Raw genomic sequence first — 25,025 nt, 5'->3', positions numbered from 1 at the left:
TCTCGTTCTCCAAGCCAGGGAAGTCAGCTACCACTCCAGCTTCCATGGAGTTGGGTGGAGGACTTTTTCGTCTACCAATGGCCTCCACCACCACTCGTTTTCAAGGTACCATTCGACGGTCTTCTTAATGCCTTCCTCGAACCGGTACTTGGGTCTCCACTTGAGCTCTCTCATGATCTTCCAAGAATCGAGTGAATAGCGTAAGTCATGGCCCGGCCTGTCCTCAACGAACTCTATAAGAGACTCATCCTTGTCCATAATCCTTAATATCGTCCTAACAACATCAAGGTTCGTCCTTTCTTCCCCTGCTGAGATGTTGTAAACTTCCCTTGCCTCCCCCCTTAGCAGAACCGCCTCAACCGCCCGCACGTGATCCTCGACGTAAAGCCAGTCCCTAACGTTCTGCCCGCTTCCATATATGGGAACCTTTAAACCGAGCTTCGCCCTGATGATAGTCTTGGGTATGAGCTTCTCAGGGAACTGGTAGGGGCCGTAGTTATTGGTGCACCGCGTTATGGAGGCATTCAAGCCGTAGGTTCTGGCCCAGCCGAGTACAAGCATATCACCCGCCGCTTTGGTGGCAGAGTAAGGCGAGGAAGGCATAAGCCTGTCCTCCTCCGTGAAGGAGCCCTTGAGTATGTCTCCATAAACCTCGTCGGTGCTTATGTGGACGAACCTAACCTCAGGATTCTCCTTTCTAATTGCTTCTAAAAGCGTGTAAACACCAAGAATGTTGCTCTTAACGAATAGATATGGATTTGAGATACTCCTATCAACGTGAGTATTATGGGCTACTATATTCCCAACGCCCGCTATAAAGTTGTGGGATTTTTCGACTTCTAAGTCATAGACATAACCCTCATACTCGATTTCAATTATCTCCCTTTTTCCAGTAGAGACGTTGTAAAATAGCCTTGTTCTAATGGTATATGAGGTGTGGTTACCGTTTCTCGGCTTACTTATGTAATAAGTGTAATCAATGCCCATAACTGCTAGAAGCAAGCCTAGTCCAGCCGCCAATCTTCTTGAGACCGTTGTGTACTCAGCAGTTTTATTCCTTTCCCACTGCCTATACGTTCCATCTCCTTCTAATAGCGTTTTCCAGAATAACTCCTGATATTTCCTGTCCAACCCATATACAAAATCTGGAAGCCTTTTTTCTGAAGCATTTTTGCCGCAGAGTTTTACACACATTTGATGAAACTCTTTACTGTTTAATTCCAGCTGATAGACCCCGTTTTTTCGTTTTGTAATTGAATATGAGCCATTTGAAATCAATTTGTAATCCTTCGCGAGTCTCTCTAACCACTCTTTATTACCGCTACTTATAACTACAGTATAAGAGCCGTTTGCTTTGTTATAAGTGGCATTACCCTCTGAAATATACGCTGCGAGCAGTCTTAGAAGTGCTTCTAGCTTCTCTTCAGTATAAACCTTGTCGAGGACTACCCTTAAGTGACCATTTCCCTCAGCACGAACCTTAGCAGTGTTCCTGAACTTATGTTCATGGGGATAATAGTTTATTCTTCTAATTGCCAAAAGCTCTGGGTTTGAATCTGCACTAACGAGGTTTCCAAAAACATCGTATACGGAGTGATTTGGGGTCACACAAATTTCTCCCCATTTTTGACGCAAACATAAGAGTTTTCCTTTATAATAATGTCGAATGACTTTTTTTAGTGGAAACCATGCCCCATACCCATTATAAAAGGATAGCACTTTTATGTTCCTGCCCGAAACGTCAATTATTTCATGCTTCCCGTCTCTTATTACCTTATTGGTTTTACTTAGCTGGTTAAACAATTCACCAAACGTTACGAGGCTGATTCTGCCATTTCTGTAAACCGCTACAAGTTCATTTTCTGCAACGCTTTCCGCCGCAAAGTTAACTACAGCGTCTACCTTCTTCACAAGCCCCTTAACAAGCTCAAAGTCAGCTATGTCGCCTTTAATAAAAGTATAGCGTGGATCTCTTTCAATGTCCTTTAAATTTGTTGGGTTTGACCCGTAGCTTAGGTTGTCAACATTTACTACCTCCCAGTCCTTGTGCTTCTTGAGTATATATCGTATGAAGTTGCTCCCTATGAACCCCATCCCACCCGTTACCAAAACACGCATGTTTTCACCTCACAAGATGAGCTGGGATTTGTCGCCCACTATTAGCCTTCTGCCCGAAGGGTGTCCATCACTCCTTACTATCCTCACATCCCTACCTATGATGCTTTCTATTATCCTTCCAGCCCCTATTATAACGCTCCCATCCATGATTATCGAGTCTTCAATTTCAGTATCTTCTATGACCACGTTGTTTCCTACACTCGTGTAGGGGCCGATGTAGGCGTTCCTTATCACGGCGTTCTTCCCTATTATTGCGGGCCCCTTTATGACGGTGTTCTCATCTATTTGAGCTCCCTCCTCAATCTTAACCCTTCCAATTATCTTAGCCTTCGTGTCTATCTTCACATCCCTTTCAATTTCATCCAAGACAAGCCTATTAGCTTCAAGCAGGTCTTCTGGTTTCCCAGTATCCTTCCACCACCCCGTAACCTTTGTCCATCCCACTTTGTAACCGTTGTCTATCAGCCACTGGATCGCGTCTGTTATCTCAAGCTCGTTCCTCCATGAGGGTTTTATGTGCCTCACGGCTTCATGGATTATCGGTCTGAAGAAGTATATACCCACTAAGGCCAGATTACTCGGCGGATGCTTTGGCTTCTCAACAAGCCTCTTTATTGTTTTCCCATCTTCACTAAGCTCAGCTACTCCAAACTGCTGTGGGTTAGGAACTTCACAGAGAAGAATGCTGGCATCATAGTCACTTTTCTCGAACTTTTCTTTATGCCGGACTATCCCCTCTCTTAATATGTTGTCCCCCAGATACATCACGAAGTCATCATCGCCAAGGTAATCCCTTGCAACGAGTATGGCATGTGCCAAACCTTTGGGCTCTCCTTGGTAGATGAACTCTATCTCGGCATCCCAGTCAACACTTAGGACTGTTTTCTTCACGAGTTCAGCATTTGGCCCAACGATGATACCTATCTCTCTTATGCCTGCCTCAATGACATCTTCTATAGCATAAAACAGGACAGGCTTGTTTGCTACTGGAATAAGTTGCTTCTGCTGGGAGTACGTCAGGGGCCTTAACCTAGTGCCGTGGCCGCCAGAGAGTATTAAAGCTTTCATGCATTCCACCCAAGATACATTATTTTTAATCAAGGACTTAAGGTTTATGAAGTGGGATTTCGGCTTTCCTTAGGAACATTATCTTGACCTCGCAGTTCTTCAAAATCCTTAAGATCCCAAACAAGGAGGCCACCTTCCCTTAGCTCCTCTTTTTCTATGATTTTCTTTGCAATAATACCATAATGCTCCTCCCAGTCTTCCAATTTAATAAGCTTAGCCTTCCTTTTCAGCTCTCTTAAGATATTCTTTGCATCTTTTTTGCTGAGCTCCTTCCACTTAACTTCAACAAGCATAATCTTCCTTTCGCGCTCGTTTATCGCCACTACATCAATCTCTTCCCCTTTATGCCACCACCTTCCAATTCTTGTAAACTTAAAGGGAAGACTTCCAGTCAAGTTCAGCCTCACCAAAAATTGTTTGGCAATCTCTTCAAATGCCTTACCGAGGTAGTCGTTAAATTCCGCTTTTATGTCTTCAATGACGTCGAGACCCATCTCGATCTCACTCTTTCGCGGATAAACGAAGCGGAACCAGAAGGCAAAGAGGTTGTCGTTGATTTTGTAGAGGGTTTTCCCCTTTCCAATTACAGGATTTTCTTCAGTTATGTAGCCCATTTCGCCCAATACGTGTAGGTATTTTGCGAGGGATTTCGTATCGATTTTGGCCTTGTCTGCGATCTGGCCAAAGCGGGTATAACCCAAAGCTATTGCCCTGAGGATTGAGAAGTACCTAGAAACATCCCTCAGTTCTTGTTTGAGAAGGAATTTCGGCTCATCATAGTATTTCGCCCCCTTTGATAGTAATAATTCCCTGAGATTGTTCCAAAAGCTAAGTTCTGGGTTGTAATCGGCCAAATACTGGGGAACTCCACCGAAGACGGAGTATATGAGCACTGCGGTTTCGGCATCAACATCGTGGAATTTCCAAGCGTTGAAAAAGTCCATCTCCTCAACCTTCCAGACTCCCGTTCTCCTCCCATATATGGGAGACTTCGCCGAGAGTACTCCTTCCATGAATGAAACTAAGGAGCCACAAAGGATTAGCATGATCTTCGTCTTTGAGAGATACAGATCCCAGTATTTCTGCAACGTGCTGAGGAAATCCTTCTGCGATTTCGCTATGTACTGAACCTCATCTATCACCACTACCAGCCTCTCTGAACTCTTTTCGGCGAGATACGTGAAGAAAGCTCCCCAGCTTCTCAGCGGATTTTCTCTGAGGAGGCGATCATTGAAGTGCTCGGCAAGCCTCTCCGAGAAATCTTCCAAAACCGTTTCACTCTCCTCCGCCAGCAGATAGAGGCCACCTACCTCAGATAAAAATTTTTGTAAAAGGTACGTCTTTCCAATTCTCCTCCTGCCGTAAATGATTACAAGCTCGGGCTTTTCAGAACTCCACTTCCTCCTAAGGAACTCAAGCTCCTCCTCCCTGTCAATAAACCTACTCATGAGTATCATACTCTAAAGCAGGAATAGTTGCTTATAAGGTTTATTGCTCATAAACCCGCCTGTCGTGAGAACTTCCTCAATATCCTTGCCACTACCGGATCAACGATCTCGTACCTTTTTGTACCGTCACGATAGACTTTCCTTATCCAGCTCATCTTTTCCAGGTTTCTGAGGAGGTTAGCCAATCTTGGATTGGGTATCTTACCGCTCCGCGCTTCTAGGTAATCCTTAATCAGCTCCCACCTGTCAAAACCCATTGCTATAGCCTTTAATATTAGTATGTACCTCTCACTCCTCCTGGCGAGCTCTCTCAGTTCACCCTCCATAAACTTCTCAGCCTTGAGAATTACACTCTCCATCGCCCTGTCAAAGTCCCTCGTTTCTATGTAGTTGTAACCGAACTCCACGAGCCAGCCGGGAATGCCATCCAGGAGTTCCACAGTCCTCTCGATTAGCTTCTCCTCCACTTTCATTCCCGCCTCCTCGAATCCCCTCCTAAAAAACTCCCTGGACAGTTCCCTTGAAAAGGGCTTGACTGTTATCTCCCCATAAACCCTGCCATATAGCGGGGAGTCATAATTCGCCGTGCCCAAGAAATCGTGCAGTGATCCAACCTCGGAGCCGGAGAACACGAACCTCATGTTCTCGAGGTTGTCGTAGGCATAGGCCACCATAGCTAGGAATTCCTTGCCTCCTCTCGCTCCATAGTATCTCAAGTATTGGGCCTCATCAAAGGCCATAATCACTCCCACATCGTTCAGGGCATTCAAAACGTCGGGAAGCGAAACTCTGCTCTCGAACTTCAATGTTACTCCGGCAACGGTAACTCCTTTAACGCTTCTCAAAGCTTCCGTAATTTTCCTTCTGAAGCTTGGCTTCAAAGAGTTTAGTGCTCTTTCAAGTGCGTTGGTCAGCGAATCTACCGTTATCCATCCGCCGGAGGAGAAGTAGAGCTCTCTAACATCGATGTAGATTCCATTTTCGAGCTCGTTCAGCGCTACCTTCAGCAGGGATGACTTTCCAACCCTCCTTATTCCCAGAAGGAGAACAATGGGATACCTCCTAACTGCTTTCTTTAGCTCTTCTAGTTCTTCTTCTCTGTCAAACAGGTCTTTCCTGCTATTTTTGGGTCGTGGATCAAACAGCATTAGTAACGCCCCCGTTACTAAGTAACGGTACCATAACTTAAGACTTATGCAACACCTATTACCACCTAACATTATTCATCATACAACGAATTTTTCTTGCACGCGCATGTTTTCACACATAACAGACCAAGGCATATTCCTGCATTTTCCAGGAACTTACGTGAAAATTATAGTAGGCACCAGGAAAGAGAGTGAGAACCACAAGGGGATTGTTCTCGAGATATTGGCCCGGTTCATAACCATTTCAGAGAGGACTCCCTATCACCTGCAAGCAGTTGAGTTTGATCGAGGGGCATCTATTTCCGCTTAATAACTCTGGAAGCCCTTTCCGTGTGGAATGGAATTAGGAAGAGGAGTTCGCAAGCATTGCATCAATCTCCCCAACGCTTTCTTTCTTCTGTACTCTCTAACTTTAGCTCCAATTAATTTTCTGACTTCCTCGTTCCAGTTGATATCAACCTCTTTCATCTTCTTCTTGAGGTCATAAGGAATCCCAAAGCTGACAACCTCCATTATACGATACCTGAATACGTTATCGTATTGCATAATGTATAAACATTTTGATCAATTTGTTAGAAGTAGAAACAGTTCTTCAAGGTGAGGAGGAAGTGAAAAAGTTTCCCACAGTATTTCTCCTTCTCCTCTCTTCCAGAACTTCAAGGTAAAGTTCTATTGCCTCTTTTATATTTTCAAGTGCTTCCTCCTCGGTTTCTCCTTGGCTTACGCACCCTGGGAGTGCTGGGACGTAGGCCACGTACCCTCCTTCTGGCTGAGGCTCCAAGATGACTTTGAACTTCATAGTACCACCCTACAATTACCTCCACCTTCTCATAAACTTTTAATAATTCTCTCAACTACCGGATCAACTATTTTATACACCTTCTTCCCATTTTCGAGATCTGATCTTATCCAGCTCACCTTCTCAAGGTTCCTGAGTAGAGCTGAGAGTCTAGCATTAGTTATTGAACCATGCTTAACCTCAACGTACTCCTTTATCTTGGACCACCTGTTAATTCCCAGGGAGATTGCCTTTAAGAGTGTTACGTACCTCTCACTCCTCCTCTCGAGCTCAGAGAGCTCCGATCTTATCAGAGAAAGTGCGTTTTGAAGTGTTTTCTCTAGGGCTTTCTTATGGTTTCTCGCGTGCATATAGTGGTAACCATACTCAACTAACCACCCGGGAATGCCGTCAAGCTCATCGACGGCCCTCTCTATATGCTCTTGGGGAACATTAAGGCCAACTTCCCTGAAGCCTTCCCTTAAAAACTCAATGGAGAGATCCCTGGGAAAGGGCTCCAGGATTATCTCATTGTATATCCTACCAAAGAGGGGAGCCTTAGAGTCTTCAAATCCTAGGAAGTCATGCAATAAACCTACCTCAGAACCAGAAAAAAGAACCTTTTCCCGTTCTCCTTATTCCAAGGAGTAAGGTTATTGGATATTTATTATTGATGTAATAAGCCCGGTTAGTTCCTTTTCTCTGCCAAACAGATCCTCTCTTTTCTCTTTGGGCCTTGGATCGAAGAACAAGGTATCGCCCCCGATACTTAGTATCGGTATCGATACTTATATGCATTGTGCTGACCTCCTCCCCGCCCTAAAGGGCGAGGCTTTCAAAAGAAAAGTAAACGAGGAGCCGGGAAAAACCTCTAATAAAAAATCCGTATCAAATAGCACTAGTGTTATTCCCAGGCTATATTGCATTCTCCTCGGCGCTGAGGCTCTATGGCCTTATTGAGTATGAACCGTTTACGATATTCGTGGCCACTCCAAGAAAGTCGGGTGAAAAAGAAATTGGAGAGTACACCATAAAAGCTGTTGCCCTAGGTGAAAAAGCAACGGGAATGACCCTCAAGAATGGAATCTACACATCTACCCTAGCCAAAACTTTCTTTGACTGCTTTTACAAACCAGGGTACTGTGGGAGCTACTCCAAGGTAACAAAAGCACTTTACGAGGCTGAGAAAATAGACTGGGACGAGTTCTTGAGCTACTTTAAACGCTTTGCTAGTGATTCTCTCTGCCAAAGGACGGGCTACATCTTGGAGCTTGTGAAAAATCTCGGTGTTAATGTTCCGGAGGATGTCATTGAGTACTTGAGGAGCAGGGTTAAAACATGGACCAAGTTGGTTCCAACGCTTCCCTCCAGAGGGAGAGGCATCAGGGAGTGGAAGCTAATTGACAACTTCGGGAAGGAAAGGATTTTGGGGTGGGCGTATGGATGAGAGGATACTCAGATACATAGCTACCAAGACAGTGTTGGGCTTAAATTATGTTGATAAGGAGGAAAAGATTTCGCTCCTCCTAAGCCAGCTGTGGGAGATTTTTGGTGAGAAGTCAATTCTAAAAGGAGGAACAGCCCTCAACAGAGTTTATTTAGCTAAGATTGGAGCGGCGAGATTCTCGGAGGATATAGATAGCTACCCTACGATGTTCAAGGTTTATTCTTTAGAGGATCTACTTGCAAAGAAGATTGTTGCTTTATACAACCGCATGGAGGGCAAGGACATCTATGATGCTTTTCATGCTCTTAACGTGGAGTTTAAGACGGACAAATTCCTGAAAGCTTTGGAGCTTACCACAAAGTTTTACCATATCAAGGAAGATTTTGGGGGCGAATTGATTAACAGGTTAAGTCAACCAACCACTTTATTCCCAAGACACTACGTCCGAACTGGGAAGAGCTCGTTGAAAGCCTGCGCTTCAGAATAGAAGAACTTTTTAAATAACGGTGTTTTAGGCAAAAAGGGCCTTCGAGAGTTAGTGATAATTGAGGAAAACGTTTTCCATCTTTTTGAACATTGCGGCAAGGCTTTACCCTCCCTCTGATGTTGGTGTTACCTCGGCTTTAGTATCAGCGATAAACCTTTCAATATAATATAAGTTGCGAAGATGTAGGGCTACGCTTTAGGGTAAAGGACCTTCTTTAAGGAAAAGAATGGCAGGATCATTTTTATACTGTTCTTCTCAGAATGGTATATAATCTAGGAGAAACATAGAAAGACATCTCATTGCAATTTGGTTTATTAGATTAAGGATGCTAAAGGTAAGTTTGATGTTGGGATAAACCATTAAAAGGGCTTAATAATAGAAGAGACTCGGTGGTGGTTAAGATGCCGGAAGAATACGTTGAAGTCAAAATTCCGAAGAGCTTATACGATAGGATAAAGGAAAGAGTTGAGGAGACAGGATTTGAAAGTGTTGATGAGTACGTAACCTATGTCCTTAGAGAAGTGCTGGCAAGCCTTGAGGAGGAAGAGGAAGAAGAAGTCTTTAGTGAGGAAGAAGAAGAGAAGATAAAGGAAAGGCTGAGGGCCCTTGGTTATCTCGACTGATTTTTCTTTTCTTAGGAGGTTTTATTATGGTCTCTAAGCCTCACGGCGGAAAGCTCGTTAGGAGAATCGTTGCGGAGAGAACTAGAGAAAGAATCCTTAGCGAACAGCATGAGTATCCTAGAGTCCAAATAGACCATGGAAGAGCCATAGACCTAGAAAACATAGCCCACGGTGTGTATTCCCCCCTTAAGGGATTCCTTACAAGTGACGACTTTCAAAGCGTTCTTGACAATATGAGACTAAGCAATGACCTTCCGTGGACAATTCCCATAGTCCTTGATATTAAGGAGAAAACATTTGACGAGGGAGATGCAGTTCTTCTGTATTACGAAGACCTCCCCATAGCCAGAATGCATGTGGAGGAGATTTACAAATACGACAAAAAGGAATTTGCAAAAAAGGTCTTCAAGACCGATGATCCCAACCATCCTGGGGTTGCCAAGGTGTACTCGATGGGTGAGTGGTTGGTTGGGGGTGAGATAGAGCTTCTAAATGAGCTTCCCAACAGGTTCGCAAAGTACACTCTAAGGCCTGTTGAAACCAGAGTGCTCTTCAAAGAGAGAGGCTGGAAAACGATAGTTGCATTTCAGACAAGAAACGTCCCACATCTCGGCCATGAGTATGTCCAGAAGGCAGCATTGACGTTTGTTGACGGACTCTTCATAAATCCAGTACTTGGAAAGAAGAAGAAGGGAGATTACAAGGATGAAGTCATAATAAGGGCTTATGAAGTTCTCTTCGAGCACTACTATCCGAAAAACGTTACTGTTCTCGCAACTGTGAGGTATGAGATGAGGTATGCTGGGCCAAGAGAGGCCATACACCACGCCATAATGAGGAAGAACTTTGGGGCAACACACTTCATAGTGGGGAGGGATCACGCTGGGGTAGGAAACTATTACGGCCCCTACGAGGCCTGGGATCTCTTCGATGAATTTCCCGATTTAGGAATAACCCCAATGTTCATAAGAGAAGCATTCTACTGCAAGAAATGTGGCGGCATGGTCAACGAGAAGATATGCCCTCACAGCGAGGAGTTCCACGTAAGAATAAGCGGAACAAAGCTGAGAAAGATGATAATGAGTGGAGAAAAGCCTCCAGAGTACATGATGAGGCCCGAGGTTTACGAGGTTATAAGAAGCTTTGAGAAGCCGTTCATAGAGTGAAAATGATGCTTCCACTGCTTGGATTTGTAGTGGGGTTTCTGGTAGGGCTGAGTGGAATAGGCGGCGGGGCCTTAATGACGCCCTCCTTAATATTTTTGGGAGTTGAGCCGTTAGTTGCTGTAGGGAGTGATCTTCTATTCGCAAGTGTAACCAAGATGTTTGGTCTGGTGCTCTACCAGAAGAGAGGGAGAATTAAGTGGAACCTTGTAGCCGGACTTTTATTAGGCAGCCTGCCGGCAGTGGGCCTAGGGTTCCTAATACTCAAAACATTCAGCAAAGATACCCTCAATCACTACCTAACACTATTTCTAGGAGTAACCTTGATAGCTAGCTCTTTCCTTAACATCGTCAAAGAGAGACTTTATCCGAAAATAAAGATCAAGCCCTATCAATTATACTTCCTTGGTTTTGTTGTTGGTTTAATCGTGCAGTTTACATCAGTTGGTGCTGGGGTAGTCGTGACGTTCGTCCTTGTGAACCTAGCCAGGCTAAGTCCAAAAGACGTTGCAGGAGTGTCAATTGCCTACGGCTTGATGCTTTCGGCTTTGAGCTTCCTTAACTATGCCTACCTGGGATTCGTTAATTTGAGAATGGTGGGACCATTAATAGCCGGCTCCCTGCCTGGAGTGTACGTTGGTGTTCAGGTTAACAGCAAGGTGGATGAGGAGAAGCTGAGGAAGTTAATTAACTTCATAATACTCGTACTTGGAGTTGCAATAGTGGTGGTCTGAAAATGAGGAACAAAGCTAATAAGCCGTTAGGTTGCCCTAATAACATGCATCTGATAATCCATCACTGGGACACGGACGGCATCACATCATCCGCCATATTGGTGAAGGCGCTAAAGCTTGAGGATTTTGAGAATGTAACCCCTCAAATAGGGGAGTTCCGCTTCGATGATAGAATCTGGAGGGCAATTGAAGAAGCGGAGAGAGTCTACGTGCTAGACCTAAACGTGCCGCAGGAAGCTGAGAGAATTCCAAAGGAGACGCTCTTCATAGATCACCACGTTCAGCCAAGGATTAAGAACCCAAGGGTTACTCAAATAAATCCAACCTTGGCTGGAAAGAGCTGTCCATCAGCATCGTTTGTCGTTTCCGAACACTTCAATGTATGGAACGGATGGAGTGCTATTGGAGCGGTAGGGGACTTAGGGGAAAGGGCATTTGAAATTCCTACTGTCAACGAGCTACTGAAGGCCGAGGGACTTTCACGCAAAGATGCTCTAAGGTTAGTTGAGCTAATCGACTCAAACTACATACTCGTCGATAGAAGGGCCGTTGAAGAAGCCCTCCACGTTCTTCTCTCCAACGAGTTGAAAGATCTACTATACTACGAACAATGGATAAAAAATGTTGAGAGGATTGAGAGAGAAGTTGAAAAAGCCTTGAGGAAAGTTATTCTAAAGGGCAAACTTGCAATTGTTAGATTCAAAAGTCCACTGAACATAATATCGAAAGTGGGAAGAAAGCTCGTGTGGGAGTTTGGGCATGATGTTGCATTGGTAGTTAACGAAGACTTCCACGGCATCTCTCAAGTTTACCTCAGGGTTTCCCCCAGAGCGTTGGGAAGTGTTAACGTTCCTGAGCTGATTGAAAAGTTGATAAGCATGGGGCTGAATGCAGGTGGCAAAAATGACGTCCTGGGATGCGTATGCGAGAAGAAAAATCTGTTAAGGGTTCTCAACTTGATAATGAGCTATTTGGAGGTGAAAAGGAATGGAGTTTAACCTTGAGGAAGTTAAGAAGGTCTTCGTTATCGGACTAGATTCAGCGCCACCCGAACTGCTCTTCCACAGGTTTATAGATGACCTGCCACACATAAAGAAGCTGTTGGAAAAGTCAATATATGGCCCAATGAAAACCGGAATACCAGCGATAACCATCCCCATGTGGATGACAATGGCTACGGGAAAGACGCCGGGAGAGCTCGGCCTTTATGGGTTCAGGCACAGGAAGAGAGGAACCTACAATGATATCTGGATAGCGAACAGCAGAATGATAAAGGAAAAAGCAGTGTGGGATTATATCGCCGAAAAGGGAAAGAAGTCAGTCCTAATTGGAATACCCCCGAGCTATCCTCCAAAGAAGGTGAACGGGTGGCTAATAAGTTGCTTCATAACACCTGGTCCAGAGGTTGATTACACGTATCCCAAGGAGCTCAAGGGGGAGATAGAGAGAGTAGTTGGGGAGTACATATTCGACGTAGTATTCAGAAAGGAGAACAGGGACGAAGTTAGGGACAAGATATGGGAGATGACTAAAAAAAGGTTTGAAGTAATAAGGTATTTGATCGAGGCGAAGGATTGGGATTACTTCCAGTTTGTCGAGATAGGCCTAGACAGGGTTCACCACGCCTTCTGGAAGTTCTTCGACGAGAACCACCATCTTTACCCTGGCAAGGGCAACCCTTACGAGAACGTGATCCCCGAGTACTACAAACTACTAGACAAGGAGATAGGCAAAACTTTAAAGCTTCTAGATCTCGATGAAACGGCGGTCATAATAGTCTCTGATCACGGCATAAAAGCTATGAAGGGAGCATTTGCCGTAAACCACTGGATGGCCGAAGAAGGGCTCCTAAAGATTGAAGACATGCCGAGGGAGGGAGGGCCAATAAGGCTAGATAAAGTGAACGTAAAGTGGGAAGAAACAACGGCATGGGGATGGGGAGGATATTACTCGAGGGTATTCATAAACGTCAAGGGAAGGGAACCAAAGGGAACCGTTCCACCAAGCAAGTTCGATGATGTTAGAGAAGAAGTTGCAGAGAGAATAAAGTCAATCAGGGGGCCCGATGGGGAGAAGTGGGAGACCAGGGTATTCTATCCAGAGGATATATATCCGGTTGCCAAAGGAGATAGGCCGGATATGATGGTGTACTTTGACGACCTCAACTGGAGGGCGGCGGGAACCCTAGGCTATCCAACCCCCTACCTAAGGGAGAACGATACAGGCCCAGACGACGCGGTTCACTCAGAATACGGGGTGTTTTCCCTCTACCTGCCGGGGATCGAGGAATCAAAAGTTACAAGCCTGACAATATATGACTTCGCACCAACCGTCCTCAAGTTGTTTGGAATCGAAAAGCCCCTAAAGGGGAGGAGCCTTCTCTAGTCTTTCCTTTAAAGTTTTAAAGTGTCAGCTTATCTTTTTATGGGATGGCCATGAAAAGCCTAGAGCAAGGATTCACAATATGGCTCACCGGACCCAGTGGTGCTGGGAAAACTACTTTGGCAGTGAAGCTTGCAAAGATGTTGAGGGAAATGGGGTACAGGGTTGAGATCCTCGATGGGGACACGATAAGGAAGACCCTCTACCCAAACCTCGGTTTTTCTAAGGAAGCCAGGGAGATGCACAATAGGATTGTAATTCACATGGCAAAGCTCCTCACAAGGAATGGTGTTATAGCGATAGTTTCACTAATATCCCCATACAGGAGGATTAGGGAATACGCTAGGAAGGAGATAGGGAGATTTATTGAAGTCTACGTCTATGCTCCTCTGGAGGTTAGGATACAAAGGGATCCCAAGGGACTCTACAAGAAGGCAATGCGCGGTGAAATAAAGGGGTTGACGGGTTACGATGGGGTTTACGAGGAACCAGAAAACCCTGAGGTTATAGTAGATTCCTCAAAGATGACACCCGAGGAGGAGGCAGAGCTGGTCATAAGAAAAGCCAGAGAGCTTGGATATCTAGAGTAAATTTAAGCTTTAAATGGAGGAATAAGGATGGATGACGTTACTTTAGCGTTACATAGAATTGCAAGAGGAACTGGGATAGTTTTTATCGGAACACTTATTTCAATGTTCTTCGGGTTTTTAAGCAGAACTATTATAGCAAGACATTTTTCACCTATTGAGTATGGAACGTTTAATCTAGCAATAACAGTTCTAAATATTGGAGTTGTTATAGCTACTCTCGGATTCCAGAATGCACTACCAAGAGAAATTGCTTTTTATAGAGAGAAGGAGCCTTCAAGAATTAAGGATTTGATTTCCACAGCTCTTATTATTGTTTCTCTGAACAGCCTGATTTGGGGAGTTGTCTTAACTATTGGAGCTGGAAAGATTTCTCAGATCCTTAATGAACCAAGATTGAATTATGCTTTAAGGACAGTGGCACTTGCATTACCATTTTCAGCTTTAACAATAACAATGATCTCAATCTCTCGGGGCTTTGGAAGAGTTAGGGAAAAAGTGTACTTCCAGAATATTGTCTATCCAACCTCATGGTTAATACTAGTTATACTTTCTGTCCTTTTTAATCTCTCGTTTGCTTTAACCTTCTATATGTACCTTCTTGCCCAATTATTGACATTTTTAGCATTGACGGCTGAAGTTTATAGAATCAAACTTCTTAACTTTAAACTCTCATTTAACTTGAGGATTGGAAAAGAACTGATAATATTTTCACTACCCCTGCTCTTTACTGGTATCTTGGCATTCGTAATGAACTGGACAGATACTTTAATGCTTGGCTATTATAAAGGTTCTGAGATAGTTGGTATTTATAATGCCGCATCCCCACTCGCACGGTTAATCCCAATATTCTTGAACTCTGCCACATTTCTTTATCCTGCGATTGTTTCCCAGCTCTATGCTCAGGGTAAGATTAGTGAAATGAAAAGGGTCTATCAAATTCTTACAAAGTGGATTTTCCTATTAACGCTCCCCGTGTTTAGCGTAATGTTTCTATTTCCCGAAGCCACGATAAGATTCTTCTTTGGAAATAAATATGTTTCAGCTACCTCAGCACTCCGGATTTTAGCTTTGGGCTTCATGTTCCACACATTCCTAGGACTGAATGGACTGAGTTTAATAGTTATTGGGGAGAGTGGGTTTATCATGATTAGCAACTTGATCTCCACAATTCTTAATATTTTTATGAATATTTTACTAATTCCAAAATATAGCATTGAGGGGGCAGCTATAGCAACAGCGATTTCTTATTTTATAGGAAATGTGCTAAACTCAGTAAGGCTATATCAAGAGACAAAAATTCATCCCTTTAGCTGGAACTACGTGAAGCCTTTAGCTATTAGTTTTATCTTGCTGGGATTAATTCAGAGTTTGCACTTGAAAGTGCCAAGCATTTGGCATGCTGTTCCTATTTTGGTAATGTTTTTGGGAGTTTACTTTTTCTTGGTGCTTTTAAGTAAAAGTGTTGATAGGGAAGATGTTGAGCTATTGCTGGCAATAGAGAAGAAGTTGGGAATTGATTTGAAGATAATGAAGAAAATTTTAAGGAGATTTATTTTTTAGAGATTAAACAAGGAGGTGCCGTAATGTTCAGGCCAGTAAGGAACATCATAAATAAAAACAAGATGCTTAAAAATGTTGCATTTAGATTTTATAGTTTATATGAAGAAAAAAAGGCTAAAGATAACTTCTACTCAAGAATTAAAAATATTAATAATATCATATATAAATATGTTGACACCTCGAATAAGCCCGACTTGAATGTCATTATCCTAGTCATAGATTGTCTTAGGTACTCTAACTTATCATTCACTGGATACCCTAGAAAAACAACATCATTTTTAGACTCTTTAAAAGTAAAATTTAGAGCTGTTTCAACTGCTCCCTGGACATACCCTTCAGTAGCCTCAATTTTAACAGGGCTCCATCCTCATAACCATGGGGCATATATTTATGGTAAACTCAAAAATTTTGATAGTTTCAAAAGATTTAAACCCATTAGGAGCAGTATACTGACTTTACCTGAAATATTATTTACATTTGATTATGACATATATTTTAGTGCAGCAATTGAGGTTGCAATATATTCTATGAGAAATAGAGTTATTTATAAGCGTTACCAGAGTGATACCCCAGCTGAAAAGTTATTAAATGACTTAAAAAAATGGATACTAAAAAGGAAAAGACCATTTTTTGCATACTTGCATCTTGGAGATATCCACGAGCCATTAGTTCCACCAAATAAATTTAGGAACTACTTTGGGAAAGTAAAAAATATCCCAAATCTAGAACGCTGGGATTTTAGAAGACCCGAAGAACAAAAGGGGAAAGAGTTTAATGAATATATGATAAACAGAATGTTGCTTTATGACAATACGCTTAAATATATTGACTATGCAATAGAACAGTTTTATTCTTTCCTTGAAGATTCTGGCTTGTTAGACACTACAATTCTTGTAATTACAGCAGATCATGGAGAAGAATTTTGGGAACATGCAAAATTAGAAGCTGAGAATTTCTACGATCCCAGAGGGTACTACGGTGTGGGACATGGACATAACGTTTTTAATGAAATTATTGAAGTACCTATTTTACTTGATGGTGCCGTTAAGAGCCACGGAGATTATGTTAAAAACAGGGTTAGCTCTGCAGATATTACTCCTACAATTTTGAATTTGTTAGGTGTTTCTCATAATTTAACTTTCGATGGGCAAGACTTATTTAAAGTCAAAAACAAGAAAAGACCTTTGCTTTCTGAGGCTGTTGGTTATGGTTATGAGAAAAAGGCTTTAATTTTAGGAAGATATAAGCTCATATACTCTCCAGATGACAACGTTCAATGGCTTTTTGACCTCAAAAAAGACCCATATGAGCAACACCCCATTAAGGATGAGGAAGTTACATCGATATTTGTAGACAAGTTGAATAAGATGCTAAGAGAAGATGAAAGAAAGAAACTGGCAGAAACCTTAAGGGGATTAAAAATATAGGAAGTTTAGGGTTTTATTTTTAGAACTTTTGTTATTGTTACGGTTTTTAAGAATTTTGAAACTTCTTTTTTCATATGTTTTACGACATTTCCATCAATTTCTGTTTTTGAGTCATAAGATATTATACTTTCAAACTTCCATTCTTCAACATTGAAAATTCCTTTGAAGTTCTTGTAATAAATAGCAATCCTGTATTTGTCGAGTTGTTCAATGTTCTTTCTTTCGATCTCATTTGAGATATTATCGATGTCTATATGCACACCGTAAGATTCTGCAAATACGATATCTGAGTATAGAATACTATCATCGCTGAGCTTGTTTTCTATTATCTTAAGGATGAACGGCTTGAGTTTCACTAGGCTTATGTATTTTGACCTATTCCAAACATGTTCAACTTCATAGCCTTTTGGATATTTTACCAAGAGGGGGACTTTCAGGAGTTCGTCATAAAGGAATGTTCCATGGCCTATTCTTCCATATTCCCCTAATAGTTGACCGTGATCGCTTGTGATGATAATGAGGGAGTCATTAAATATGTTTTTGATTTTTAGAATTCTTACCAGTTCAATAAGTTTCTTTGTTACATACTCTACCTCTTTGGGATATTTTTTCTTCCATTTTTGAACTAAATGTTGATTAATCCTATTCGTCTTTAGGTTTATTTTGAACTCCGAACCCATCTTGTCGAACACTAGATATGGTTCGTGAACTTCCATCAAATTTGCAAAAATAAAAAAATGTTCCTCATGTGATATTTCAAGTTTTGAAATTGAACTTATAAAGTGGCTCGCACCTTTATCTAAAGGCCATTTTTTTGCTAGGTGCCAAATAAGCCGTTTGTATTTTCCTTTTGGTATAAAAAGGACATCTTCAATCTTAGTGAATCCCCTAAATCCAAATTTTGGATTAATGTAAGGATTTGCAGTAAACATATACGTATTGTATCCTCCCTCATAAAGTATTTCACTTAAAAGGGGAAAGCGGGAACTCAGCTTAACATTTAAATCTTTTTGTGCTTTAGTTTCATGTGCACCATGTAAAGCAGGGTACAACCCAGTAAATATTGATGCATGGCTTGGAGTTGTCCACGAAGCAGGAGCAATTACGTTTTCATATGAAATGAATCCTAGTTTCTTTAGTTCTTCTTCTAGCGGTTTGGCGTAGTCTTTTCGAAGAGTGTCAATAACTATGAAGATTATGTTTGGGTAATCTGTCATCTATCATCTCCTCAATTGTTTGCTGTGCTGTTTTTCAATTTTAAAACTTAACTTTGCTTTCATTTTAAGTTTTGTAAATAGCCACGTTTTGGCTAGAATATATTTTGTTCGAGATCCAAACTCTTCCAAATATAGATTTATCATAAATAGAAAGATAGTAAAATTCTTTTATTGTACCCAAATACTTCTGATTTACAACTAAAATTTTCTTTTCCTTTACACTTATTTTCCCGAGATATACATAGGCCTCTCCTTTTGGAAGATTAGATATTTTTCTTTCTCCTCTAAATGATACTTTATTTATCCCCTGGCCCATAAGTCCCAAGAACAACAATGCCCTGTATTGATCTGAATATATATTCAGGTCGTCATATCTGTATGTCACTATCCATTTTCCTCCGATTATCTCAGAAATACTCCATACAGGTGAGTCGATTTTCTCTAACCACATAGGTGGATTTGAATCTTTTGCAATTACCAAACTCCAGCCAGATGTAAATAGGAAATAAATTATTATGAATATACTTGCAATTTTTGTGGTATCTTTTGGTAGGTGATTAACCCTTATTATGTTGCTAAGGCTATTTATTGCCTCTTTAATCACATTAAATCCAATTAAAAGATAGGGAGCTATAAAGAACTGGGTTAGATGATATAACCTGTTCACATTCATTCTGTTTGCAAAAAACGGTACCACTACTCCAGCAACATCATAAGCAAAAAAGACTAAAGAAAATGCATAAAACTCTAGGTATTCCTTACTTTTGTTTCTAATTAACTTACGAACTGTTGTTAAAACGCCGACAACAATTAGTCCTTGAGCAGTCAAATTTATCCACTTTGCAATTTGTCTCAAGAGGCTTTTTTGAGATGATACTATTAGATACAGACCCTGAGAGTATTGGAAATTTAAGATATCTCCAAGCATTAAAAATGTTTGATATCCAATGTCAGTCAGAACGTGAAATTCGAATCCTCCTCCGGTGTATTGGTACCATAACAAGGTTATTGCCCAGAAAAATGCTACAACTATATTTATATTATTTATTTTACCCTTAAGTGGTTTTAGGTTTGAGAAAGGAATTAGTGCAAGGAGAGCAAACATAGTCAAATATGCCGTTCCGTAATGTGAGACTGCCAAAGAAGCTAGGAACAGCATCAAAAAAATGGTATTCACTCTTTTAACAGTTGCATAAACCAATAACGCTAGATATAGTTCAACTATCATCATTCTAGCAAGTGCCATTGTATTGAAGAAGAAGTGAAAGAAGAATACTATGAAAAGGACTGACAACCCAGCCCAAACTTTCTTCCCTAAGAGCCGTTCATAAGCCTTTAGAAGTATTATCGGAACCAGAGAGAAAATTAGAGGATAAATAACTTTAAAGACCAGAACAACACCAGTATTCAGAATCAGAGAATAAATGGGGGCCAATATGTTTACACTTGCAACCGTATTGTACGCATAATAAACCGAAATATCCCAGATCCCTCTCGATAAAATTAAATTGGCGTAGTGATATTCCCCATTAATATCATATCCCCAAATATAGTTCCAAGACATTCCAAAAACTGTCGACCACATAAGGGAGATAGCAATCGACCATATCGCAAAAGTCCTATTGAAGTTTCTCACCTTAACAAAGATTATAGGGGTCAATGAAACGAGAAAATAAAGAGTAAGCAGACCACGATTGTCTCCGTAAAAACTGAATCTGTAAGCACTTAATAGGGAGACAAATGGCAAGAGTAAGAAGAATAAATCCCATTTTGTTATCTTGATTTTTCTGTAAATTTCAATCTCTTGCGTGAATAGTGTTTGTTTCTGCTGAATAAACAAAAGTGCTATTATAATCACATTGAATGTTATTAAAATTGGACCTAATGTAATTGGCTTCTCAATCCCAAGAAGGGGGTATATAAAATTCGCAAAAATTCCCACAAACATAACAACAGAGACACTTAAGGCAACACTCAGAAATACCCCCTCTAAAAAACTTTCCAGCTTTGTTCTAAAGATTTTTAAAAGGAGATACCCGGGCAGGAATGTCAAAGCAACAAATCCAAAAATCTGCCTAACTAATGGTATATGAATGCCTAAATAATCCATCAGTATTGCTGAGTTTAGCCCTACTAAGACTGAAATGACGATTATTAGCGATTTTCTATCCATTCAAACCCCACTCCAAATATGGTACCGCCAAAAAGCCTTTTAATATTTTTTGACAGAACAAGATGGGATGTACATGAATGCTCCTAGGGTCTCCATAATAATCTTAAACTGGAACGGGTGGAGAGATACAATCGAGTGCTTGGAATCAGTGTATAGGATAACATATCCTAATTATGATGTTATTGTTGTTGATAATGGTTCTAAGGACAATTCAATAGAGAAGATTAAAGAGTACGCTGAGGGAAGGATTGAAGTTAATTCGAAGTTTTTTGAGTACAATCCAAATAACAAGCCCATTAAGGTTTTTGAGATAAACGAAGATGATGCAGGGAAGGGTAGGTTTAACAGGTTACTTTATGAGAAATTTGACGTTGATAGGAGAATGATTCTAATTAAAAACAAGAATAACTATGGCTTTGCTGGTGGGAATAATGTTGGGATAAAATTTGCCCTAAGTGTTTTGAATCCCGATTATGTCCTACTTCTAAACAACGATACTGTGGTTGATAGATACTTTTTGACTGAGCTTGTGAAAGTTGCCGAGAGCGATGAAAATACTGGGATTGTTGGGCCTAAGATTTATTATTATGATTATAATGGGAGAAGTGACGTAATTAACTTTACTGGTGCAGATTTAGTTCTTTGGAGGGGAGCTGAAAAAAGGTATGGGTTTAGGGATATCGACAAGGGACAATGGGACAGAATTATGAGTATTGATAAAATTGAAGGTTCCTGTATGCTGGTACGAGAAGAAGTGTTTAAAGAGGTAGGGCTTTTTGACGAAAAGTTTTTCTGTTATTGGGAGGAAACTGATTTGTGTTTTAGAGCTAAAAATAAAGGCTACAAGATAGTCTATGTTCCTCAAGCAAGAATATGGCATAAAGTTTCCGCTACTAGTGGGGGAGAAATTAATCCATTTAAGATCCGCTTATTGATAAGAAATAGCTTACTTTTTGCCTTCAAAAACTTAGACTTCCATTTAAGGGAGATGTTTCTGTTGTATCTATTTTTAGTGGCATTATGGAAATATCTTGCAATTTACCTATTTTACTATAAGTCCCCAAAAGTGTACATAGCCTTTTTAAATGGAATATTAGCTGGTTTAAAAATAGGGAAAATAGATGTTAATAACGAGTATCAAAATTAATTCTAGATTTTAACAATGTCTCAAATTTTTCCCCTATTTTATCCCAGGTATATTTTATTTCAACAAGTTTCCTGGCTCTATATCCTATCTTTTTTCTTAACTTTGGATTCCTAAATAATTCAAGGATATAATTAGCAAATTCTTCCGGATCGTCAGCTATTATTATTTCTTTTAAATGTTCAGCTCTTACCCCCCTAACTCCAATAGATGTCGTGACTACGGGCTTTCCCATAGCCATAGCCTGCAATACTTTATTTTTTATCCCCCCACCAGAAATCATTGGGGCAATCACAACCGCTGAACAAGCTACATATGGTCTAATGTCATCAACTGCTCCTGTAACAACGACGTTTGGATCTTTTTGAAGATTCCTGATTTCTGGGGAGGGGTTTCTTCCGACAATATAGAACTTAATAGTTGGATATTTTTTTCTAATTAATGGAAAAATTTTTTTGTAAAAAAATAATACTGCCTGTACATTAACTGTTGGACTCATATCTCCAAAGAAAATAATATAGTTATTGCAATAATATGCCCCTAAATTTGTATTATGAATAACTTGTGGATTGAAGTATTCAATATCAACACCATTTGGAATTGCATATATATTTACAGATGTAAGATACGACTTTAGTATCTTTCTGTCGTAATCTGATTTTACAATACATAGATTAACTTTTTTGTAATTTTTAATTTCGTAGTATTTGATTTTAACATATTCTATAGCAAAAAACAATTTTTTAATTAGATTCCTCTCCTGTTTACATATGTTTTTTGCTGCCTCTGCTTCGGCATCGGGAGGACTTAAAACTTTAAAACAGCAAATTTCGTCTGGAATGTATTGTAGCATAGCATAACTATCCACATAAATAACATCCGGATTAATTTTGTTAATAGCACTCCTTACTTTCTCTACCATTTTTTGAGAATATGCTAATTCAACCACAAATGGTTTAGGTGAAAACATATTTTTCAATGCAAAGATTACTCTCTTGAGATAATGCATATCATCTAAAAAATGTTCCACGATAATTATATCTTTGCAATATTTGGACAAATCTTCATATCTGTTTTCTTTTCTAGTTAGTTTAAAAGACACTAAAAAAACATCATGCTTTTTTGAGAGATATTTTATTAGGTAATATGAGGGAATTCCAACTCCAGTGTGTTTTGAGGGTATGTCCCATGATACGAATAGTATTTTCACAGTTATCCCCTCCATAAATCATTCCTTCTTTTGATTTCTGTGATAATTTCTTTTAGAATTTTGATCCTTGCTTTGACGTTTTTTTTAAGAGCAATATTTGTAATTCCTAGCTTTTTAGTTTTATCCTTTTTGTCAAAGAAAGTTACAAACAAATAAATTAGCAATCCAAAAATGATAACTTTCCAAAATCCAAAATACCTTAAAGACACTAAAATACTGTTCCTTAATGCCCAATAAAATTTTTTATATTCTAACTCATCTAATTTCTTGCTCTCCATACTATATCCTTCGTAATGGATTACTTTTACATCCCCCCTATACATTACTTTATATCCATGTTTCCAAGCTCTAAATGAATACTCAACGTCTTCCTGATACATAGGATATAAAGAAATATCTAATTTTCCATATTTTTTAACAAATTCTGTTCTAATGAGCATGCATGCTCCACTTATAGTATTCACTTCACCTATGAAATTTGCTGATATTGCTTGTTCTTCATGCTCACCAAACCCAGGGTTTAGTCTCGCCGTAATTGTTTGTAAAATTAAGAAAAATGGATTCTTTTCTTTTTTTCTTGCACTCCACTGTATTATTCCATTTGGAAAAATTAACTTTGGGCCTACAATGGCAATTTTGTCATCGCTTTCTGCAAGCTCTACAAGTTTTCTTAGCCAATCTTTTTGTATTACCTTTGTATCATTATTTAACAGCAAAATATAGTCTGGATCAAAATGTTCCAAAACATATGAAATTCCTATATTGTTTCCTCTAATAAAATAATAATTCTTTTTAAGTCGTATGACAGTAATAACATCTCTAAACTGGTACAATTTTCGCTTGAGGTAGTAATAGGAACCATCAGTAGAGCCATTATCTATGACAATTATTTTTAACTTATCCCTTGGATAATCTGTATTCCGAATTATGGATGAAACACAGTTATATGTTACGTCCTTTCCATTCCAGTTCAATATCAATATTGTGACAGGGGGGAGGCCTTCCATGTCCATTTTCACCTCAAAACTCTTTTAAACAACCTCTCATACTCCCTCACAACATTCTCCCAGTTATACTGCCTCTTTATTCTCTTAATCTGAGTCTTCTTTATAAGCTTTAAATCAAACTCCCCTCTCTCAAGCATTTCCATTTTGTTAGCTAAATCTTCGGCATCTTTAAAGTATATCCCTCCCTCTTGCAGGACTTCTTTATTAAATGGCACATCATAAGCTAATATCGGTCTCTTAAATAACATCTGCTCAAGTAGAGAAGGATTCGTCCCTCCAACTTCATAAGCGTGAATGTAGGCAAAGCAGTTCTTCCTCAAAACTCCGAGGACTTCTCTGTCGTAAATTGGATCTAAAAATATTATATTGGGATTATCACCCTTTAACTTAAGCAGGTGCCGTGTATATGGATCCCTCTTGTTGAAGTTTCCAACTATTACCAGCTTCTTTCTTGATCTTGCCATCTTAAACCCTTCAATTTCAAGGTGAATATTGTTCTCGGCAACTATCCTTGCAACTGTGAGGTAATAGCCGTTGGGCTCAAGGCTGAATCTGCCAAGAATCTTCAGCTCTTCCTCCTTTGAAAGCCTTGAGGGCAGTAGCTCCCTGGCACCATAGGGGATATAAACGATTTTTCTCGGTTTATGTCGCTTTTCAAGGTGTTCCTTAATTCCCATGGAGTCAGCGACCACGACATCAGATAACTTACATGACAGATGCTCCATCAAATACATGTAGACCATTGTTGCCAAGTAAATTGGAAACAGATAGAATGGCACGAAATAGCTCCTCTTTATCAACCTACGCCATTCCACGCCATCAGGATTTATCATAACCTTTTTCCTTGCAAACTTTGCCAAAATCGCTGCTACGGAACTATCTGGTCCAAGGAAATACCATAGCCTAACGTCTCTCCCATGCTTTGAGAGGAGATATACAGTGTTAAGGGAATCATTTATTGAAGGTATGCTTGTGCTTCTACTTTCAATTGCCAGAGAATGAACCCTTATTATCCCATTATACTCATCCTCGAAAAACTTGTTATCCTCATGCATAACATAAAACTGGAATACATCTTTAAGCCTAAAGGTGAGTTCATGAACAAAAGTTTCTGTACCCCCATACTTTGGAGGGATTCCTCGAAGCCCTATTATTGCTATCCCTTGTTTTTTCATTATCCCACCTTGTATTTCCTAGTTTGTTTCCTTTGGCTTGTCAGGCCATGCAGACAGATTCAGATTTATAACCATCTCCCCAATCTTAAAACATTTCCCCTCCTTATTCGTGAGGATAGGAGTTCT

Annotated in this window: 23 protein-coding genes; 11 read left to right on the top strand and 12 right to left on the bottom strand. The window is 40.3% G+C overall.

What is annotated here, in order from left to right:
• Nucleotides 1-27: 27 nt before the first annotated feature.
• From rfbB to PY04_RS02465, 7 genes are all read right to left on the bottom strand, one after another.
• Nucleotides 28-2,118, bottom strand: coding sequence for a dTDP-glucose 4,6-dehydratase (rfbB, locus tag PY04_RS02490; protein ID WP_014733608.1), 2,091 nt, complete (start codon nucleotides 2,116-2,118; stop codon nucleotides 28-30).
• Between the two features lie 9 nt (nucleotides 2,119-2,127).
• A complete protein-coding gene (locus tag PY04_RS02485) occupies nucleotides 2,128-3,186 on the bottom strand; it encodes a glucose-1-phosphate thymidylyltransferase (protein WP_014733607.1) in 1,059 nt (352 codons plus the stop codon).
• 44 nt (nucleotides 3,187-3,230) lie between these two features.
• On the bottom strand, nucleotides 3,231-4,643 hold the full coding sequence (locus PY04_RS02480) for an ATP-binding protein (protein ID WP_014733606.1): 1,413 nt from the start codon (nucleotides 4,641-4,643) through the stop codon (nucleotides 3,231-3,233).
• Between the two features lie 38 nt (nucleotides 4,644-4,681).
• Nucleotides 4,682-5,782 carry an ATP-binding protein gene (locus tag PY04_RS02475; RefSeq protein WP_014733605.1) on the bottom strand — a complete coding sequence of 367 codons (1,101 nt, stop codon included), beginning with the start codon at nucleotides 5,780-5,782 and terminating at the stop codon, nucleotides 4,682-4,684.
• Between the two features lie 306 nt (nucleotides 5,783-6,088).
• A complete protein-coding gene (locus PY04_RS09630; RefSeq protein WP_014733604.1) occupies nucleotides 6,089-6,295 on the bottom strand; it encodes a hypothetical protein in 207 nt (68 codons plus the stop codon).
• Between the two features lie 79 nt (nucleotides 6,296-6,374).
• Entirely contained in the window at nucleotides 6,375-6,581 is a 207-nt protein-coding gene (locus tag PY04_RS02470; protein ID WP_014733603.1) for a type II toxin-antitoxin system HicB family antitoxin, read from the bottom strand.
• A gap of 29 nt (nucleotides 6,582-6,610) precedes the next feature.
• Entirely contained in the window at nucleotides 6,611-7,150 is a 540-nt protein-coding gene (locus PY04_RS02465) for an ATP-binding protein (RefSeq protein WP_014733602.1), read from the bottom strand.
• A gap of 311 nt (nucleotides 7,151-7,461) precedes the next feature.
• On the opposite strand from PY04_RS02465, the gene PY04_RS02460 reads away from it, so the two are divergent.
• The 10 genes from PY04_RS02460 (at nucleotide 7,462) to PY04_RS02415 (ending at nucleotide 16,973) form a co-directional block, all read left to right on the top strand.
• Entirely contained in the window at nucleotides 7,462-8,007 is a 546-nt protein-coding gene (locus tag PY04_RS02460) for a type IV toxin-antitoxin system AbiEi family antitoxin (RefSeq protein WP_014733601.1), read from the top strand.
• Nucleotides 8,000-8,494, top strand: a complete 495-nt coding sequence (locus tag PY04_RS02455) for a nucleotidyl transferase AbiEii/AbiGii toxin family protein (protein WP_014733600.1) — start codon at nucleotides 8,000-8,002, stop codon at nucleotides 8,492-8,494. Before PY04_RS02460 ends, PY04_RS02455 begins: the two co-directional genes overlap by 8 nt.
• Nucleotides 8,495-8,895: 401 nt before the next feature.
• Nucleotides 8,896-9,117 (top strand): hypothetical protein, encoded by a 222-nt coding sequence (locus tag PY04_RS02450; RefSeq protein ID WP_014733599.1) that lies wholly within the window; start codon nucleotides 8,896-8,898, stop codon nucleotides 9,115-9,117.
• Nucleotides 9,118-9,143: 26 nt separating this feature from the next.
• Nucleotides 9,144-10,283: a sulfate adenylyltransferase gene (sat, locus tag PY04_RS02445; protein ID WP_014733598.1), complete on the top strand. Its 1,140-nt coding sequence runs from the start codon at nucleotides 9,144-9,146 to the stop codon at nucleotides 10,281-10,283.
• Nucleotides 10,284-10,288: 5 nt separating this feature from the next.
• Entirely contained in the window at nucleotides 10,289-11,014 is a 726-nt protein-coding gene (locus tag PY04_RS02440; RefSeq protein ID WP_048056180.1) for a sulfite exporter TauE/SafE family protein, read from the top strand.
• 2 nt (nucleotides 11,015-11,016) lie between these two features.
• Entirely contained in the window at nucleotides 11,017-12,012 is a 996-nt protein-coding gene (locus PY04_RS02435) for a DHH family phosphoesterase (RefSeq protein ID WP_014733596.1), read from the top strand.
• Nucleotides 12,002-13,399, top strand: coding sequence for an alkaline phosphatase family protein (locus PY04_RS02430; RefSeq protein ID WP_014733595.1), 1,398 nt, complete (start codon nucleotides 12,002-12,004; stop codon nucleotides 13,397-13,399). Before PY04_RS02435 ends, PY04_RS02430 begins: the two co-directional genes overlap by 11 nt.
• 50 nt (nucleotides 13,400-13,449) lie before the next feature.
• Nucleotides 13,450-13,986 carry an adenylyl-sulfate kinase gene (cysC, locus tag PY04_RS02425; RefSeq protein ID WP_014733594.1) on the top strand — a complete coding sequence of 179 codons (537 nt, stop codon included), beginning with the start codon at nucleotides 13,450-13,452 and terminating at the stop codon, nucleotides 13,984-13,986.
• Nucleotides 13,987-14,013: 27 nt separating this feature from the next.
• Nucleotides 14,014-15,546: a flippase gene (locus PY04_RS02420; RefSeq protein ID WP_014733593.1), complete on the top strand. Its 1,533-nt coding sequence runs from the start codon at nucleotides 14,014-14,016 to the stop codon at nucleotides 15,544-15,546.
• A 23-nt stretch (nucleotides 15,547-15,569) separates the two neighbouring features.
• A complete protein-coding gene (locus PY04_RS02415) occupies nucleotides 15,570-16,973 on the top strand; it encodes a sulfatase (RefSeq protein WP_014733592.1) in 1,404 nt (467 codons plus the stop codon).
• 5 nt (nucleotides 16,974-16,978) lie between these two features.
• Here PY04_RS02415 and PY04_RS02410 read toward each other — a convergent pair whose 3' ends face one another.
• Nucleotides 16,979-18,190 carry a sulfatase-like hydrolase/transferase gene (locus PY04_RS02410; RefSeq protein ID WP_014733591.1) on the bottom strand — a complete coding sequence of 404 codons (1,212 nt, stop codon included), beginning with the start codon at nucleotides 18,188-18,190 and terminating at the stop codon, nucleotides 16,979-16,981.
• Between the two features lie 64 nt (nucleotides 18,191-18,254).
• The gene (locus PY04_RS02405; protein ID WP_014733590.1) at nucleotides 18,255-20,363 is read right to left on the bottom strand and encodes a DUF2206 domain-containing protein; all 2,109 of its coding nucleotides are present in this window, start codon (nucleotides 20,361-20,363) and stop codon (nucleotides 18,255-18,257) included.
• 73 nt (nucleotides 20,364-20,436) lie between these two features.
• Here PY04_RS02405 and PY04_RS02400 point away from each other — a divergent pair, with 73 nt between their 5' ends.
• On the top strand, nucleotides 20,437-21,510 hold the full coding sequence (locus tag PY04_RS02400; RefSeq protein ID WP_014733589.1) for a glycosyltransferase family 2 protein: 1,074 nt from the start codon (nucleotides 20,437-20,439) through the stop codon (nucleotides 21,508-21,510).
• Here PY04_RS02400 and PY04_RS09365 read toward each other — a convergent pair.
• Genes PY04_RS09365 through PY04_RS02385 form a run of 3 tightly spaced genes read right to left on the bottom strand, consistent with a single transcriptional unit; the run spans nucleotide 21,488 to nucleotide 24,899 of the window.
• A complete protein-coding gene (locus PY04_RS09365; RefSeq protein ID WP_014733588.1) occupies nucleotides 21,488-22,717 on the bottom strand; it encodes a glycosyltransferase in 1,230 nt (409 codons plus the stop codon). The genes PY04_RS02400 and PY04_RS09365 overlap by 23 nt on opposite strands.
• 2 nt (nucleotides 22,718-22,719) lie before the next feature.
• The gene (locus PY04_RS02390) at nucleotides 22,720-23,730 is read right to left on the bottom strand and encodes a glycosyltransferase family 2 protein (RefSeq protein WP_048055912.1); all 1,011 of its coding nucleotides are present in this window, start codon (nucleotides 23,728-23,730) and stop codon (nucleotides 22,720-22,722) included.
• A gap of 2 nt (nucleotides 23,731-23,732) precedes the next feature.
• Nucleotides 23,733-24,899 carry a DUF1972 domain-containing protein gene (locus PY04_RS02385; protein ID WP_014733586.1) on the bottom strand — a complete coding sequence of 389 codons (1,167 nt, stop codon included), beginning with the start codon at nucleotides 24,897-24,899 and terminating at the stop codon, nucleotides 23,733-23,735.
• Between the last annotated feature and the right edge of the window lie 126 nt (nucleotides 24,900-25,025).

This window comes from Pyrococcus sp. ST04 (assembly GCF_000263735.1).
Taxonomy (GTDB): Archaea; Methanobacteriota_B; Thermococci; order Thermococcales; family Thermococcaceae; genus Pyrococcus.
Note: the sequence above shows the minus strand (reverse complement) of the source record. Positions and strands in the feature narration are given on the sequence as shown.